At 43.4% G+C, this 15,811-nt stretch carries 15 protein-coding genes and 1 other RNA gene; 13 read left to right on the top strand and 3 right to left on the bottom strand.

All coding sequences use genetic code 11. The annotated features are described in order from the left end of the window. Positions 1-12 precede the first annotated feature (12 nt). The 7 genes from rpoD (at position 13) to DXA60_RS00665 (ending at position 6,288) form a co-directional block, all read left to right on the top strand. Entirely contained in the window at positions 13-1,206 is a 1,194-nt protein-coding gene (gene rpoD / locus DXA60_RS00695) for an RNA polymerase sigma factor RpoD (RefSeq protein WP_117918691.1), read from the top strand. A 1-nt stretch (position 1,207) separates the two neighbouring features. Further along, positions 1,208-1,981 carry a tRNA (adenine(22)-N(1))-methyltransferase gene (locus DXA60_RS00690; protein WP_117918689.1) on the top strand — a complete coding sequence of 258 codons (774 nt, stop codon included), beginning with the start codon at positions 1,208-1,210 and terminating at the stop codon, positions 1,979-1,981. Positions 1,982-2,059: 78 nt separating this feature from the next. After that, complete coding sequence (locus DXA60_RS00685; protein WP_117918687.1) at positions 2,060-3,730, top strand: nucleoside kinase; 1,671 nt, start codon at positions 2,060-2,062, stop codon at positions 3,728-3,730. 89 nt (positions 3,731-3,819) lie between these two features. Beyond that, positions 3,820-4,179, top strand: an RNA gene (gene rnpB, locus DXA60_RS00680) — RNase P RNA component class A. 186 nt (positions 4,180-4,365) lie between these two features. Next, positions 4,366-4,761, top strand: a complete 396-nt coding sequence (locus DXA60_RS00675; RefSeq protein ID WP_117918685.1) for a hypothetical protein — start codon at positions 4,366-4,368, stop codon at positions 4,759-4,761. A 17-nt stretch (positions 4,762-4,778) separates the two neighbouring features. After that, a complete protein-coding gene (locus DXA60_RS00670) occupies positions 4,779-5,642 on the top strand; it encodes a DUF5685 family protein (protein WP_117918683.1) in 864 nt (287 codons plus the stop codon). Positions 5,643-5,655: 13 nt separating this feature from the next. Continuing rightward, the gene (locus DXA60_RS00665; protein ID WP_117918681.1) at positions 5,656-6,288 is read left to right on the top strand and encodes a DnaJ domain-containing protein; all 633 of its coding nucleotides are present in this window, start codon (positions 5,656-5,658) and stop codon (positions 6,286-6,288) included. Positions 6,289-6,372: 84 nt separating this feature from the next. Here the strand turns inward: DXA60_RS00665 and DXA60_RS00660 are convergent, their stop codons facing one another. The 3 genes from DXA60_RS00660 to DXA60_RS00650 form a co-directional block, all read right to left on the bottom strand. Next, positions 6,373-6,810 (bottom strand): aspartate carbamoyltransferase regulatory subunit, encoded by a 438-nt coding sequence (locus DXA60_RS00660; protein ID WP_117918680.1) that lies wholly within the window; start codon positions 6,808-6,810, stop codon positions 6,373-6,375. Between the two features lie 11 nt (positions 6,811-6,821). Then, complete coding sequence (pyrB, locus tag DXA60_RS00655; RefSeq protein ID WP_117918678.1) at positions 6,822-7,742, bottom strand: aspartate carbamoyltransferase; 921 nt, start codon at positions 7,740-7,742, stop codon at positions 6,822-6,824. A 157-nt stretch (positions 7,743-7,899) separates the two neighbouring features. Continuing rightward, positions 7,900-8,304, bottom strand: coding sequence for a putative ABC transporter permease (locus DXA60_RS00650; protein ID WP_117918676.1), 405 nt, complete (start codon positions 8,302-8,304; stop codon positions 7,900-7,902). 149 nt (positions 8,305-8,453) lie between these two features. On the opposite strand from DXA60_RS00650, the gene DXA60_RS00645 reads away from it, so the two are divergent. Genes DXA60_RS00645 through rsmB form a run of 6 tightly spaced genes read left to right on the top strand, consistent with a single transcriptional unit; the run spans position 8,454 to position 15,788 of the window. Then, entirely contained in the window at positions 8,454-10,022 is a 1,569-nt protein-coding gene (locus tag DXA60_RS00645; protein ID WP_117918675.1) for a UDP-N-acetylmuramoyl-L-alanyl-D-glutamate--2,6-diaminopimelate ligase, read from the top strand. A gap of 1 nt (position 10,023) precedes the next feature. Beyond that, positions 10,024-12,267, top strand: coding sequence for a replication restart helicase PriA (gene priA / locus DXA60_RS00640; protein ID WP_117918673.1), 2,244 nt, complete (start codon positions 10,024-10,026; stop codon positions 12,265-12,267). Positions 12,268-12,291: 24 nt separating this feature from the next. Beyond that, on the top strand, positions 12,292-12,768 hold the full coding sequence (def, locus tag DXA60_RS00635; protein WP_186899498.1) for a peptide deformylase: 477 nt from the start codon (positions 12,292-12,294) through the stop codon (positions 12,766-12,768). A 3-nt stretch (positions 12,769-12,771) separates the two neighbouring features. Continuing rightward, the gene (gene fmt, locus DXA60_RS00630; RefSeq protein ID WP_117918669.1) at positions 12,772-13,707 is read left to right on the top strand and encodes a methionyl-tRNA formyltransferase; all 936 of its coding nucleotides are present in this window, start codon (positions 12,772-12,774) and stop codon (positions 13,705-13,707) included. Between the two features lie 19 nt (positions 13,708-13,726). Next, positions 13,727-14,437 carry a zinc metallopeptidase gene (locus DXA60_RS00625; RefSeq protein WP_117918667.1) on the top strand — a complete coding sequence of 237 codons (711 nt, stop codon included), beginning with the start codon at positions 13,727-13,729 and terminating at the stop codon, positions 14,435-14,437. Beyond that, the gene (rsmB, locus tag DXA60_RS00620) at positions 14,430-15,788 is read left to right on the top strand and encodes a 16S rRNA (cytosine(967)-C(5))-methyltransferase RsmB (protein ID WP_117918665.1); all 1,359 of its coding nucleotides are present in this window, start codon (positions 14,430-14,432) and stop codon (positions 15,786-15,788) included. Before DXA60_RS00625 ends, rsmB begins: the two co-directional genes overlap by 8 nt. Positions 15,789-15,811 lie beyond the last annotated feature (23 nt).

Raw genomic sequence — 15,811 nt, 5'->3', positions numbered from 1 at the left:
GGATGAAACAAAATGGCAACAAAAAAGAAAGAAAACAACGAAAATACGAAGGTTTCCGGAAAGAAAGCGGATGCATCTGCAGTAAATAATGCGGAGACAGAAGCAGCAAGAGAAAAATTTCAGGAAAAATTAAAAGAACTTTTAAGCCTTGCAAAAAAGAAAAAGAATATGTTGGAGTATCAGGAAATCAGTGATTTCTTTGCTGATATGCAGCTTGATTCCGATAAATTTGAGAAAATTCTTGATTTCCTTGAGGCAAACAATATCGATGTTTTAAGAATCACAGATGATGATGCAGATGATGATATTCTGCTTGAAGTGGATGATGATGACGAGATTGAGGTAGAAAAGATCGATCTTTCTGTTCCGGATGGTGTATCCATTGAAGATCCGGTACGTATGTACTTAAAAGAGATCGGTAAAGTGCCGCTGCTTTCTGCAGAAGAGGAGATCGAGCTGGCAAAGCGTATGGAGCTTGGCGATCAGGAAGCAAAAAAACGTCTTGCAGAGGCAAACTTACGTCTTGTAGTCAGCATTGCAAAACGTTATGTGGGACGTGGTATGTTATTCCTTGACCTGATTCAGGAGGGAAATCTTGGTCTGATCAAAGCAGTTGAAAAGTTTGATTACCGAAAGGGATATAAGTTCTCGACATATGCAACATGGTGGATTCGTCAGGCGATCACAAGAGCTATTGCAGATCAGGCACGTACGATCCGTATCCCGGTACACATGGTAGAGACGATCAACAAACTTATCCGCGTGAGCAGACAGTTACTGCAGGAGTTAGGACGTGAACCTACCCCGGAAGAAATCGCAGCAGAGATGAACATGCCGGTAGAGCGTGTGCGTGAAATCTTAAAGATTTCCCAGGAGCCGGTTTCCTTAGAGACCCCGATCGGTGAGGAGGAGGACAGCCACCTTGGAGACTTTATCCAGGATGATAATGTACCTGTTCCGGCAGATGCGGCAGCATTTACTCTGCTAAAAGAACAGTTAGAAGAAGTGCTTGGTACACTGACAGAGCGTGAACAGAAGGTGCTTACACTTCGTTTTGGTCTTGAGGATGGACGTGCAAGAACACTTGAGGAAGTTGGAAAAGAGTTTAATGTTACCCGTGAACGTATTCGTCAGATCGAGGCGAAAGCACTGCGTAAACTGCGTCATCCAAGCAGAAGCCGCAAGTTAAAGGATTATCTGGAGTAAGATGGTAAAGATATCAGACAGATTAAAAACGGCGGCTTCATTGGTCAGTGAAGGTGTGGTATTAGCAGATGTGGGAACAGACCATGGTTATGTACCGATTTATCTGTTAGAACAAAAGAAGATCAGATGTGCGATCGCAATGGATATTAATAAGGGACCACTGGAACGTGCAAAGGAACATATTCATTTATATGGTATGGATGCATACATACAGACCAGGCTTTCGGATGGAGTTGCAGCGTTACAAATGGGCGAGGCAGACTCCATACTGGTTGCAGGGATGGGTGGCGGACTTGTGATGCATATTTTAGAAGAAGGAAAAGCTGTCTGCCAGGCGGCAGACGAATTGATACTTCAGCCACAATCGGAACTGTCCGGTGTCAGGGATTACCTTGCGAAAAACGGATACATGATCGATGCAGAGCGTATGGTATTTGAGGATGGCAAATATTATCCGATGATGCGTGTGCATTATCAGACAGGGAAAAATAAAAATACAGATATAACAGAAAAAGACGCAGCGCTAAAAAATGCTGGAAACTGTGAAAGACAGGATCAAAACAGATATAAGGTCGAATGTTTATACGGAAGACACTTACTTATGGAAAAAAATCCCATACTGCATCAGTATCTGCAGAAAGAACACAAGGTGTTTGAAACTATTCTGGATAATCTTTTAAAACAGCCTGAGTCAGAGAAAATAACTGCACGTATCGGAGAAGTAAAAGAATCGCTTGGTTATAATGAAGCTGCACTTGCATATTATAAAGCATAAGCCATCCTTGTGGAAAATGACATTTTTTACATGCTGGATTTGTGCTGTCTTAAGAAATGGGCGGGAATGGAGAATCATATGGGAGAAGAACAGATCATTGTAAAAATCGGGGAAGAAGAAAAAACGTATCCGGCAGGAATCAGCTTTTTAAGTATAGCGCAGGAATATCAGGACCGGTATGAGGATGATATCGTGCTTGCATTGTATAATAACAGACTGCGTGAATTAAAGAAAACCATAGAAAAAGATGGAGAACTGTCTTTTCTTACAACTTCTGATAAGACCGGAAAACGTGCTTACCGCAGGAGTGTCACACTGCTGATGCAAAAAGCAGTGTGGAATCTGTGGAGCAAAGAGCATATTGGAGTACATGTCAGATATGCCATCGGTCAGGGATATTACTGTGAACTGATGAAAGACGGGGAAAGCTGTAAGATCACGGAGGCGATGATCGGATCACTGAAAAAAGAGATGTATCGTCTTGTGATGGCAGATCTGCCAATCGAAAAATACAGTATGAATACGGATGAGGCAGTAGCTTTATTCCATGAACTTGGAATGAAAGATAAAGAGAAGCTGTTCCGTTACCGGCGCAGTTCCAGGGTAAATATTTACGAGCTGGATCATTATAAGGATTATTTTTATGGATTTATGGTGCCGTCTACCGGATATTTAAGATATTACGATGTGACAGCATACCAGGATGGATTTGTACTTTTGTTCCCTGGGGAAGATGCAAAAAAAGTTTCGGAATTTGTGCCTTCGGATAAATTGTTTTATACATTAAAACGTTCGAGAGACTGGGGAAAACTGCAGCAGATCGATACGATCGGCGCTCTTAATGATGCAATCTCTGCAGGAAAGACGCAGGAGATGATCTTGACGCAGGAGGCACTGTTTGAAGAACGTATCGGCGCACTTGCGGAAATGATCGTAAAAGAAGAGGGCAAGAAGTTTATCATGATCGCAGGACCGTCTTCATCTGGAAAAACGACTTTTTCACACCGCCTGTCCATACAGCTTGCGGCAAAAGGCTTAAAACCGCATCCATTTCCACTTGATGATTATTATGTGGATCGTGATAAGTGTCCGCGTGATGAAAACGGAGAACTTGATTTTGAGTGCCTTGAATCGCTGGATGTGGAGCTTTTCAATCATGATATGAATGAACTTCTGGCAGGAAAGGCAGTGAATCTTCCGATCTTTAATTTTAAAACAGGAAAAAGAGAATACAAAGATAAGATCATGCAGCTGGGAAAAGATGACGTGTTAGTCATCGAGGGTATTCACGGACTGAATGATAAATTGTCCTATTCTCTTCCGGTAGAGAGCAAATTTAAGATTTATATCAGTGCGCTGACACAGTTAAATATTGATGAGCATAACTATCTGCCGACTACTGATGGAAGAATGATACGCCGTATCGTGCGTGATGCAAGAACCAGAGGAACCTCTGCAAAAGAAACGATAGCCATGTGGGATTCTGTGCGCCGTGGGGAGGAAAAGAACATTTTTCCATTTCAGGAAGGGGCAGATGTGATGTTCAATTCTGCACTGATCTATGAACTGGCAGTATTAAAGATATATGCAGAACCATTGCTGTTTGCCATTGACAAGGATTGTCCGGAATATCTTGAGGCAAAACGTCTTTTGAAGTTTTTGGATTATTTTCTTCCGATGTCCCCGGATGGAATCGGGCAGAATTCTATCATCCGTGAATTTATCGGTGGTTCGTGTTTTAATGTATAAGAAAAACAGGCTTGCACAAATAAGAAAAAAAGTGTATAGTTAATCGGGTGCCTTGCTGGCAGAATGTGCCGGCTGGCAAATGATGGATTTAAGTAGGACAAATGATCGCGGCCCGTTTATCGGGGTGAGGAAAGTCCGGGCTTCACAGGGCAGGATGCCGGATAACGTCCGGTAGAGGCGACTCTAAGGATAGTGCAACAGAAATATACCGCCCGGTATATACCGGGTAAGGGTGGAAGGGCAGTGTAAGAGACTACCGTCTCTCTGGTAACAGAGAGGGCATATGTAAACCCCATCCGAAGCAAGACCGAACAAAAGCGTTGACGTGGCCCGCCAGCTTTAGGTAGGTTGCTTGAGGCGGCTGGTAACAGTCGTCCTAGATAGATGATCATTCCGACTGTGGCTTGCCACAGTTTAGACATAACCCGGCTTATCGTCCTGCTTAAACCAGATATCAGTAAGGGAAATATAACCAAAATCTAAAATGTTTCTTAAAAGACAATAGGAATGTTGACGTTTGTGTGTATTGGGTTTACCATAGCGTCATGGACAAAAAAACGGTGCCAGATGGGTACCGTTTTTCCGTACATAAATATAAAAATGTGATGGCATCTGGATGGAAAGGAATGTTATAGATGAGAGAAAAATTACGACAGTTTATGATTGGCAGATATGGGGTGGATGATCTTTCAAGAGTGCAGATCATAGCTGCGCTGGTACTGCTTTTGGTATCTACATTTTTGCGGGTGAATATTTTATACTGGCTGGGACTGGCACTGTTAATTTATTCTTATTTCAGAATACTCTCGCGGAATGTGTCAAAACGTTATGAGGAGAACCAGAGATTTCTAAATGCAAAATACAAGGCAGTGGTAAAGAAAAACAATATGAAAAAACGCTGGGCACAGCGTGGTACTTACCGTTTTTTCAAATGCCCTCAGTGCAGACAGACAGTCCGGGTGCCGAAGGGAAGAGGAAAGATCTGCATTACCTGTCCGAAATGTAAGACAGAATTTATCAAAAAAAGCTGACAAAGGAGAAATGCTTTGTGTTTGGTTATATTAATATCAATCAAAAAGAGCTGACGGAAGAAGGCAAAAAAGCATATCAGGCATATTACTGCGGACTTTGCAGACAGCTTAAATCAAATTGTGGAACCAAGGGACAGATGCTGCTTGCATATGATATGACGTTTCTGATCGTTCTGCTGACCGGCCTGTATGAACTACCGGATGAAAAGTCACAGTTTACCTGTGCACTGCATCCGTCACAGAAGCGGAATGCGTGGATCAACGAGGCTACAAAATATGCTGCGGATATGAATCTGATTCTGGCATATCATAATCTTATTGATGACTGGAAGGATGACAGGGCTTATACAAAGAAGGCATTTGCAAAAATGCTGGATAAGGATTATACTCGTATTATGTCAAAATATCCGAGACAGGTAGGTGCCATTGAGGAATACATGAAAAAGATCGGAGATGCCGAAAAACACCGGGAGACAAATCTTGATCTTGTTGCCGGTCTGACCGGAGAGATGGTTGCAGAAGTGTTTTGCTGGAAGGAAGATGAATGGGCAGAAGAACTCCGCACAATGGGATTTTACATGGGTAAATTTATCTATCTGATGGATGCGTATGAAGATTATGACAGGGATAAAAAGAAAAACTGTTATAATCCGCTCACATTTGTCCAGGAAGAACAGGCGCAGGATCTTGATACCTGGTGCCGGCTGCTTTTGACAAGTATGATGTCAGAATGTGCAAAATCATTTGAACGTCTGCCAATTCTTTTGCACGCGGATATTCTGCGTAATATTCTGTATTCAGGTGTATGGTCGAAGTATGAATATCTGCAGATTAAAAAGCGCAGAACCCAGGAAAAGGCAAAAAAGAAAGAGCATAAATAATGAGGTTTGATGTATGATGGATCCATATCAGGTGCTTGGTGTTTCACGGAGTGCCTCTGATGAAGAGATAAAAAAAGCATATCGTTCCTTAAGCCGTAAATATCATCCGGATGCCAATGTCAATAATCCGAACAAGGCGCAGGCTGAGGAAAAATTCAAAGAAGTACAGCAGGCATATGACCAGATCATGAAGGAAAAGCAGCAGGGAAGCAGCTATGGATATAATTCAGGAAATGGTTATGGATATGGGGGCGGACAGAGCTATCATTATAACCAGAGCACTGAAAATCCCAAAATACAGGCGGCTGCAAATTACATAGCTAACCGTTGTTATGCGGAAGCACTTAATGTTTTAAATGGGATTCCTTTTTCAGAAAGAAATGCACGCTGGTATTATTACAGTGCCCTGGCAAATCAGGGAGCAGGAAATAATATCATTGCAAAGGAGCATGCCACACGTGCAGTGGAGATGGAACCGAGCAATTTTGAATACCGTCAGTTCCTGCAGCATTTAGAGTATGGCGGAACATGGTATACAAACATGGGAAGCAATTACGACAGACCGTATTCGAGTGCAGGCAACTGGTGTCTTAGTATGCTGTTTTTGAATATGCTCTGTAACTGCTGCTGTCTGCGGCCGTTCTAAAGAAATATGCTTATATTGGCAAACAGAAGATTACATAAAAATACTGCCAGATCGATAAATGGATGATCTGGCAGTATTTTTAGATTAACGACGGTTTGGATTTGTGTATTTCTCCTCACAGTATTTACAGCGGTATATTTCTTTCTCCGGATCGGTCAGAACGAAAATCTGATCCAGTTCCTGCTCGATCGAAGTGATACAGCGTGGATTTTTACATTTGATCACATTTTTGACCTGTTTTGGGAGACAAAGTTCTTTTTTGGATACGATCTGGTCATTCTGGATCACATTGACCGTGATATTGTGATCGATAAAACCTAAGATATCGAAATCGAGTGCGTCAGTTGGACATTCTACCTTTAAAATATCCTTTTTACCCATTTTACTGCTCTTTGCATTTTTGATAATGGCAACCGGACAGTCAAGCTGGTCTAATTTTAAATCATGATAGATCTGCAGGCTCATACCTGCCTGGATATGATCAAGGACAAAGCCCTCATGGATTCCACTGATATTTAACATTGTTCTCCTCCTTATTCAACCTTAATTTCAAGCAGCGTTAAGATCAGAGCCATACGGACATAGACGGCATATTGTGCCTGTTTGAAATAAACAGCTCTCGGATCGTCATCTACCTCTACGGAGATCTCGTTGACACGTGGGAGTGGATGTAAAACGATCATATCTTCCGGTGCGAGATCCATTTTTGCTTTGGTCAGGATATAGAAATCTTTTAAGCGGACATAATCTTCCTCGTTGAAGAAACGTTCTTTCTGGACTCTTGTCATATAAAGTACATCAAGCTGTGGGATGGCATCCTCTAAACGCTCAACTTCAGTAAATGGAACATTATTTGCACGCAGGACATCTTCACGGATATAACTTGGAATACGCAGTTCTTCCGGTGAGATCAGTACAAATTTAATGCCTGGATAACGAATCAGGGCACTGATCAGAGAGTGAACAGTACGGCCAAATTTTAAGTCTCCGCAGAGTCCGATCGTCATATTGTCAAGACGTCCTTTTAAGGAGCGGATGGTAAGAAGATCGGCTAATGTCTGGGTTGGATGCTGATGACCGCCGTCACCGGCATTGATAACGGGAATTCTGGATTTTTGGGAAGCTACAAGAGGTGCACCTTCTTTTGGATGACGCATTGCACAGATGTCTGCGTAACTGGAGATAACTCGGATTGTATCGGAAACACTTTCGCCTTTTGCTGCGGAACTGGAATCAGCACTGGCGAAACCTAAAACAGAACCGCCAAGATTTAACATGGCAGCTTCAAAACTTAATCGGGTTCGTGTACTTGGTTCGTAAAAACAGGTGGCTAATTTTTTGCCTTCACATGCGTGTGCATATTTGTTCGGGTACTTCTCAATATCATTGGCAAGGTCTAAAAGCCTGTCTAATTCATCGATGGAGAAGTCCAATGGGCTCATTAAATGACGCATATTAATCCTCCTAATATTCAGCATTTTTTCTATCATATAATAATCATTATCTGATTTCAAGAAGAAAAAAATTTACGTTATATTGACAAAATATGCGCTCGTTTTCAGATATTTTTGGGCAGATAAGTCTATATATCAGTAATTGAAAATAAAAATATCAGGAGGAGCCTGGAGTGTTACAGTGAATAAGAATGCGTTCAAATAACAATCCGGCAGCCATCCACAGTGGGGCATAATCAAGCCGGATGACGCCGCCTATATTCGCTTTTGCCTGGCTGTAATCCCAGGGACACATGCCATGGTGTTTTAAAAGTGTGCCGCTGATATATTCAAATGAAAAAATGCCAACGGAATAGATACAGCCACGAAGGAGAGCCGGCAGATTTTTGATATGCCGGTACAGTGGTGCGATTACCGCAGCAGTTCCATAAATAGGAAACATCCATACGGATGTCCGCCCGATCAGACGTTTATCCTGTTTCAGAAAAGAGCCTGTGGAAGTAAAAAGAATTTCCATGCACCAGCCGGTCAGTCCGCAGACAAAGAAGTTTTTTGTAATCATGTTCGTGTGTTCCTTTTATATAAAATCATGATATCAGTATGCCGCATGGTATTGGAAAATATGTAACATTTTTCTAAAATAAAGGCGGAAAACTTGTAAAAACAGACGTTCTGTCATATAATAAAACAAGTGTATTCCAAGGAAAGAGAATGCGGCTGAATCAATTACTCGAACATATTTCATACGAAAGCGTGAAGGGGAGCCACGACCTTATCATTACGGATATCTGTTATCATTCCGGAAGAGTAAAGCGGGGGTCCCTGTTTGTCTGTATAAAGGGACAATATACGGATGGACACGATTATATTATGGATGCGGTAAATGCAGGTGCATTTGCGGTGGTAGTGGATGAAAACTGTATGGTAAATGTCCGGTGGGAATGTTTTATTTATACAGAGCATGGAAAAGTGCGTGTGCATGAGCTGGTACGCAATTATGGCATGGCTGTGATCGGGGTACATGATACCAGATTGGCGCTTGCCCGGATTTCTGCAGCATTTTATGACTATCCGGCAAAAAAACTTAAGATGATCGGGATCACCGGAACAAAAGGAAAGACGACGACATCATTTCTTATAGCAGGAATCTTAAAAGAAGCAGGATATAAGACCGGTATGATAGGCACTATTTGGGTGGATAATGGAAAAGATATAAAAAAAGCAGGTCATACGACGCCGGAATCAAGCGATCTGCAAAAAGAACTGGCGCAGATGGTAAAAAATGGATGTGTGTGCTGCGTGATGGAAGTATCTTCCCAGGGAATCAAGATGCAGCGTGTGGCAGGGATTTTTTTTGATATAGGGGTATTTTTAAATATTGAACCGGATCATATCGGACCGGGAGAACACGCATCATTTGCAGAGTATCTGTATTGTAAGAGCAGGCTGCTCAGGCAGTGTGCGTCAGGGATTGTCAATCTTGATGACCGGAATACAGAAAAAATACTGTTTGGTCATACCTGTAAGACAGAGACTTTTTCTGTGCAAAAAGAAAATCATATGGAAGTTTTAGGGCAGAAGGCAGATATTGTGGCAGAAAAGATTACGTTTTCCATGAAAGAAGGAAGATTATACAGCCATTTTTTTACGGATGGCAATGAAGAATTTCTGCTGCAGATGCCAGGAATTTTTAATGTTTCAAATGCACTTGCAGCCATTCTTGTGGTGCGTCATTTTAAGATAGCGCAGAATGTGATAAAAGATGCACTGCAAAGACAGACGGTTCCGGGACGATGCGAAAATGCAAAAATATCAGACGAATTCGTGTTTTTGATCGATTATGCGCACAATGAGATGAGTCTGCGCAACCTGCTGCAGACATTGCGTGAATTTAAACCGGGGAGGCTTATTGTGATCTTCGGCTGCGGGGGTAACCGTTCAAAATTAAGAAGAGGCAGAATGGGTGAGACGGCAGGAATGCTTGCAGATTTTACGATTCTGACATCCGACAACCCAAGATGGGAAGATCCGGAGCTGATCTTAGATGATATTGAGAACGGTATGAAGGGTACGGAAGGGGCATACATACGCATCGCAGACCGGCGGTTGGCGGTGGCATACGCATTTGACCACGCCAGAGAGGGAGATATTATCGTTCTTGCAGGAAAAGGGCATGAGGACTATCAGGAGATCTGCGGGGTACGTTATCCGATGGAGGATAAAGAACTTATAAAAAAGGCAGCAGAGCGGGACAGACAAAGAGAAAGGCATAGTAACTGAAATGGCAGAATATGCAAATATCATTGTGGATATTTATCAGGGAAAATTAGATAAAACGTTTCAATACCGGGTGCCGGAGAGGCTAAAGAGTACGATCGCAGTCGGTATGTTAGTTTCAGTTCCATTTGGTTCCAGAAAAATGCAGGGATATGTAATAGAACTGACAGATGTCTGTGAGTATGAGGAAGATAAGATCAAAGAGATACTCGCGGTCGTAAAAGACGGTGTCCGGATCGAGTCACAGATGATCGCACTCGCAGGCTGGATGCGGGAAAATTATGGCGGAACCATGAACCATGCCCTAAAGACAGTACTGCCGGTCAAGGAAAAAAAGAAAGCAAAAGAACAGAGAACAATAAGACTTGCGCTGCATCCCGTTGAGGCAAAAAATGAGCTGGCGGAATGTGAGAGAAAGCATAAGACGGCAAGGGCAAAACTTCTTATGGCACTGTTAAATGAGCGGGAGTTAGAATGGGAGACGGCAACGCAGCAATTGACAGTTTCAGCATCTGTAATCCGTGCAATGGAGGAAGCAGGTATCGTAAGAGTTGTCAGTAAGACAGCATACCGCAATCCGGTTGATGGACTGGACACGGGTGGGGAACGAAAACAACTGAATGAGGAACAGCAGAATATCGTTTCAAAGATCACGGCGGAGTATGATGCGGGAGAACGCAGGACATATCTGATCAAAGGCGTCACCGGAAGCGGAAAGACGGAAGTTTATATGGAGCTGATCGCACATGTGCTCGCACAGGGAAAACAGGCGATCGTGCTGATACCGGAGATTGCGTTAACCTACCAGACGGTGAGACGTTTTTACAACCGTTTTGGGGCACAGGTATCGATCATAAATTCAAAACTTTCGGCGGGAGAGCGGTATGACCAGTTTGAACGTGCGAAAAACGGAGAAATTTCAGTGATGATCGGCCCGCGTTCAGCGTTATTTACACCGTTCCCCGATCTGGGGATCATTATCATAGATGAGGAGCATGAGGCTTCCTATAAGAGCGAGACAGTGCCAAGATATCATGCGAGGGAAACTGCGATACAGAGGGCAGAAATGACAGACGCGATCGTAGTGCTTGGTTCTGCTACACCATCTCTTGAGAGTTATTATAAGGCAGAAAAAAATGAATACTGTCTGTTAGAATTAAAACACAGAGTACAGAAACGACCGATGCCTTTGTGCGAGATCATCGACCTGCGGGAGGAGTTAAGAAGGGGCAACCGGTCAATCTTAAGTGACCGTCTGAGTGAGCTCATGGAGGACCGTCTGAAAAAGGGAGAACAGACGATGCTTTTTATCAACCGGCGTGGCATGGCAGGCTTTGTCTCTTGCAGAGCCTGCGGTCATGTGATAAAATGTCCGCATTGCGATGTTTCTCTGAGTCAGCATGGAAGCGGTGATAGGACACGTTTAGTCTGTCATTATTGTGGATATACGACGGCACAGCCGGATCTGTGTCCGGTCTGCGGCTCTAAGTATATCAGTGGCTTTAAGGCAGGAACACAGAAAATAGAACAGGTGGTAAAGGCGCGTTTCCCACAGGCACGTGTGCTTCGGATGGATATGGATACCACGAGGAGCAAAGAAGGGTATGAACAGATTTTGTCAGCGTTTGCAAATCACGAGGCTGATATACTGATCGGTACACAGATGATCGTAAAGGGACATGATTTTGCCGGGGTTACGTTAGTGGGTGTGCTTGCGGCAGACCTTTCGCTTCATATCAGTGATTACCGTGCGGCTGAACGGACTTTTCAGCTTCTGACGCAGGCGGCAGGACGTGCCGGCAGAGGTGATGTGCCGGGCAGTGTTATCATACAGGCTTATGACCCGGAGCATTACAGTATTACGACAGCAAAAGAACAGAATTATGAGGCTTTTTACGGTCAGGAGATCGAATACCGCAAACTGATGCGATATCCACCCGTATGGAATATGCTTTATATTTTATGTGCGTCGAAAAATGAAATGGCAGCGGGGGAAGCAGCGATGGCGTTGATGGAAAGAATCGGTCAGGCGGCGAAAGAAAGCAGCGAGGGAATCTATCCGATCGGACCGTCAGATGCACCGGTTGCAAAAATATCCGATGTCTACCGGAAGGTGATCTATGTAAAAACAAAAGAGTACAGGACACTTGTTCTTTTAAAGGATAAACTGGAAGGTTTTATGAAGGATAACCGTCTGTATCAGAATGTGGCAGTAGGATTTGATTTTAACCCGGTCAACGGATTTTAAAATAGTATAATGGAGGATAAAAAAATGGCACTTAGAACAATCAGAATACAGGGAGATCCTGTACTTACAAAAAAATGCAGGGAAATTACAGAGATAACACCAAAGATCAAAGAACTGATCGACGATATGCTTGATACCATGTATGAGGCAAACGGAGTTGGTCTTGCAGGCCCACAGGTTGGTGTGTTAAAGAGAATCGTAGTCATTGATATCGGAGAAGGCCCGGTCGTTATGATCAATCCGGTCATCCTTGAAAAATCCGGTGAGCAGACCGGGGATGAGGGATGCTTAAGTCTTCCGGGAAAAGCCGGTACTGTTACAAGACCAAATTATGTGAAGGCGCGTGCGTTCGATGAAAATATGGAGGAATACGAGATCGAGGGAACAGAGCTTATGGCACGGGCAATCTGCCATGAGTTAGATCATCTTGACGGACATATGTACACGGAACTCGTAGAAGGACCGTTACATGATGTAACTTATGATGATCCGGAGGAATAATATATGCGAGTTATTTTTATGGGAACACCGGATTTTTCGGTGGGGACATTAGAAGAAATCATAAAAGCCGGTCATGAGGTGGTACTGGTTGTCTCACAGCCGGATAAAGCGGTGGGAAGAAGCAAGGCATTAAAATATACACCGGTGAAAGAGTGTGCCCTGGCACATGGCATAGAGGTATATCAGCCGGAGCGCGTCAGGGACAGTGCATGTATCGAATATCTGAAATCTTTTCATGCAGATATCATGATTGTAGTGGCTTTTGGGCAGATTATACCAAAGGCAGTGTTAGACATGCCAAAATACGGCTGTGTAAATGTACATGCGTCATTGCTGCCGAAATACCGTGGTGCAGCACCAATCCAATGGGCAGTCATAAATGGCGATCCATATACCGGTGTGTCCACACAGCGTATGGACGAAGGCGTTGATACAGGAGATATCATTTTAGAAGAAAAAGTTGAGATACGGCCGGATGAAACAGGTGGAAGTTTATTTGACCGTCTTGCAGAAGTTGGAGCGAAACTCTGTGTAAAGACCATAGAAGCGATTGAAAACGGCACGGCTGTTTATACACCGCAGGATAACAGCAAAGCAACACATACGGCAAAGATCCACAAAGAATTAGGCAGTATTGAATGGAAAAAGAGTGCAAAAGAGATTGAATGTCTGATCCGTGGCTTAAATCCGTGGCCGAGTGCATATACAAGACTGGATGGAAAAACACTTAAGATATGGAGAGCGAATGTACTTCCGGATGAAGGCAAAGCTGCTCCGGGCTGCATTATAAAAGCGGAAAAGGGAAGTTTTCTGGTACAGACAGGAAATGGTGTCCTAGAGCTTCTTGAAGTACAGTTAGAAGGAAAGAAACGTATGACCACGGAAGCATTTTTAAATGGTTATACGGTGGAAGCAGGAACTTATTTTACACGTGGTTAAGTGAATGGAGGTAATGAGTATGCCTTATTACTATTATGGTTTTGATCCGACTTATGTTTTAGTTTTAATTGGTGCGGTAATCTGTCTGATCGCATCTGCAAGAGTAAAGAGTACTTTTAATAAATATTCACAGTACCGCAGCATGAGCGGTATGACAGGAGCACAGGCAGCGGAGCGTATCTTAAATTCTGCCGGAATTTATGACGTGACAGTCTGTCATATATCAGGAAGTCTGACAGATCATTATAATCCGTCGAAAAAGACACTGAATCTGTCTGATTCCGTGTACGGAAGTAATTCCGTTGCTGCGATCGGAGTTGCAGCGCATGAGTGTGGACATGCGATCCAGCATCAGAAAAATTATGTGCCATTGTCATTCCGTACAGCGATCGTTCCGGTTGCCAATATCGGTTCAACACTGGCATGGCCGCTGATTCTGATCGGGTTGTTTTTTAACCGGTCAACAGGTGCGATGCTTATCGATCTAGGAATCTTATGTTTTTCATTTGCAGTGTTATTCCAGCTTGTAACGCTTCCGGTTGAATTTAATGCTTCATACCGGGCACTTCGGATTTTAGGCGAGCAGGGAATTTTATCTGACAGTGAACTGCCTTATACCAGAAAAGTATTGAAAGCTGCGGCACTGACCTATGTTGCAAGTGCGGCTGCGGCAATCTTACAGCTGCTTCGACTGGTTCTTTTGTTTGGAGGACGTAATCGTGATGACTGATACCGTAAATACAAGAAGACTGGCATTAGATGTTCTCGTTGAAGTGACGGAGCATGGGGCATACAGCAATCAGGTGCTTCGTGCAGTACTTGAAAAATATCAGTATATGGAAAAATATGAGAGGGCCTTTTTAACCAGACTTGTTGAGGGAACGATCCAGCACATGATAGAGCTTGATTATGTGATTGACCAGTTTTCCAAAGTGAAAGTAAAAAAAATGAAACCCGTCATCCGCAATATTTTAAGACTTGGTGTGTATCAGATATGCTATATGGATTCTGTGCCGGATTCGGCAGCATGTAATGAGGCTGTAAAACTGGCAAGAAAAAGCGGATTTTCTACATTGAGCGGTTTTGTGAATGGTGTGCTCAGAAATATTGCAAGAAACCATGGTTCCATCCAGTATCCGGATGAAGAAAAAGAGCCGGTTTGTGCTTTGAGTGTCCATTATTCCATGCCGGAGTGGATCGTGGAAGAGTGGCTTAGCGCATATGGATCAGAGCAGACAAAGGCAATATTGGATGCATTTTCGAGAGAAGCACCGCTTACGATCCGCACAAATGTGACAAAGATCACACCGGAAGCGTTAAAAGAACAGTTAGAAGCGGAAGGTGTGACGGTCCAGACGTTAGAGGATCTTCAATATAAAGGACTGCCGCATGCAGATGGATCTGGTTATGCAAAGGCATATAATTATACCTTTGCGATCTCCGGTTTTGATCATCTGATGGCACTTCCTTCATTTAGAGAGGGACTTTTTTATGTACAGGATATCAGTTCCATGATGGTGGCGGAGACTGCGGCACCGGGGGAAGATGCACATGTGATCGATGTCTGTGCAGCTCCGGGAGGTAAGAGTATACATCTTGCAGAAATGTTAAACGGCACAGGAAGCGTGGAGGCGCGGGATCTGACGGAATACAAGACGGGGCTGATCGAGGAAAATATCAGCCGTTATCAGGTGAAAAATATGACAACAAAGGTCTGGGATGCCACGGTGTCAGATGAGAGCGCAAGGGAAACAGCCGATGTACTGATTGCAGATCTTCCATGTTCTGGACTTGGTGTGCTGCGGAAAAAGACTGACATCCGTTATAAAATGAGCCGCAGGCAGCAGGAAGAGTTAGAAGAACTTCAGCGCCGGATTTTAGATACCGTCTGTTCCTATGTCAGAAAAGATGGGATCATGGTTTATTCTACATGCACGATCAATCCTGGAGAAAATCAGGAGAACGTTGCATGGTTTCTGGGAAAACATCCGGAATTTGAACTGCTTGATATGGAACAGATCTATCCGGGAGCGCAGGTGGGAGATGGATTTTTCTACGCGAAATTAAAACGTATCTCATAGTTATTGAAAAAGAGAATGGAAAG

Origin of the sequence: Roseburia sp. OF03-24 (assembly GCF_003463035.1) — a bacterium.
Taxonomy (GTDB): Bacteria; Bacillota; Clostridia; order Lachnospirales; family Lachnospiraceae; genus Roseburia; species Roseburia rectibacter.
Note: the sequence above shows the minus strand (reverse complement) of the source record. Positions and strands in the feature narration are given on the sequence as shown.

Excerpts from the sequence above, each read along its gene's own strand:
- rpoD (WP_117918691.1), top strand. The coding sequence starts at position 13 with ATGGCAACAAAAAAGAAAGAAAACAACGAAAATACGAAGGTTTCCGGA.
- DXA60_RS00645 (WP_117918675.1), top strand. The coding sequence starts at position 8,454 with ATGCGGCTGAATCAATTACTCGAACATATTTCATACGAAAGCGTGAAG.
- pyrB (WP_117918678.1), bottom strand. The coding sequence starts at position 7,742 with ATGCGTCATTTAATGAGCCCATTGGACTTCTCCATCGATGAATTAGAC.
- priA (WP_117918673.1), top strand. The coding sequence starts at position 10,024 with ATGGCAGAATATGCAAATATCATTGTGGATATTTATCAGGGAAAATTA.
- DXA60_RS00675 (WP_117918685.1), top strand. The coding sequence starts at position 4,366 with ATGAGAGAAAAATTACGACAGTTTATGATTGGCAGATATGGGGTGGAT.
- DXA60_RS00665 (WP_117918681.1), top strand. The coding sequence starts at position 5,656 with ATGATGGATCCATATCAGGTGCTTGGTGTTTCACGGAGTGCCTCTGAT.
- fmt (WP_117918669.1), top strand. The coding sequence starts at position 12,772 with ATGCGAGTTATTTTTATGGGAACACCGGATTTTTCGGTGGGGACATTA.
- def (WP_186899498.1), top strand. The coding sequence starts at position 12,292 with ATGGCACTTAGAACAATCAGAATACAGGGAGATCCTGTACTTACAAAA.
- DXA60_RS00650 (WP_117918676.1), bottom strand. The coding sequence starts at position 8,304 with ATGATTACAAAAAACTTCTTTGTCTGCGGACTGACCGGCTGGTGCATG.
- DXA60_RS00685 (WP_117918687.1), top strand. The coding sequence starts at position 2,060 with ATGGGAGAAGAACAGATCATTGTAAAAATCGGGGAAGAAGAAAAAACG.
- DXA60_RS00660 (WP_117918680.1), bottom strand. The coding sequence starts at position 6,810 with ATGTTAAATATCAGTGGAATCCATGAGGGCTTTGTCCTTGATCATATC.
- rsmB (WP_117918665.1), top strand. The coding sequence starts at position 14,430 with ATGACTGATACCGTAAATACAAGAAGACTGGCATTAGATGTTCTCGTT.
- DXA60_RS00625 (WP_117918667.1), top strand. The coding sequence starts at position 13,727 with ATGCCTTATTACTATTATGGTTTTGATCCGACTTATGTTTTAGTTTTA.
- DXA60_RS00690 (WP_117918689.1), top strand. The coding sequence starts at position 1,208 with ATGGTAAAGATATCAGACAGATTAAAAACGGCGGCTTCATTGGTCAGT.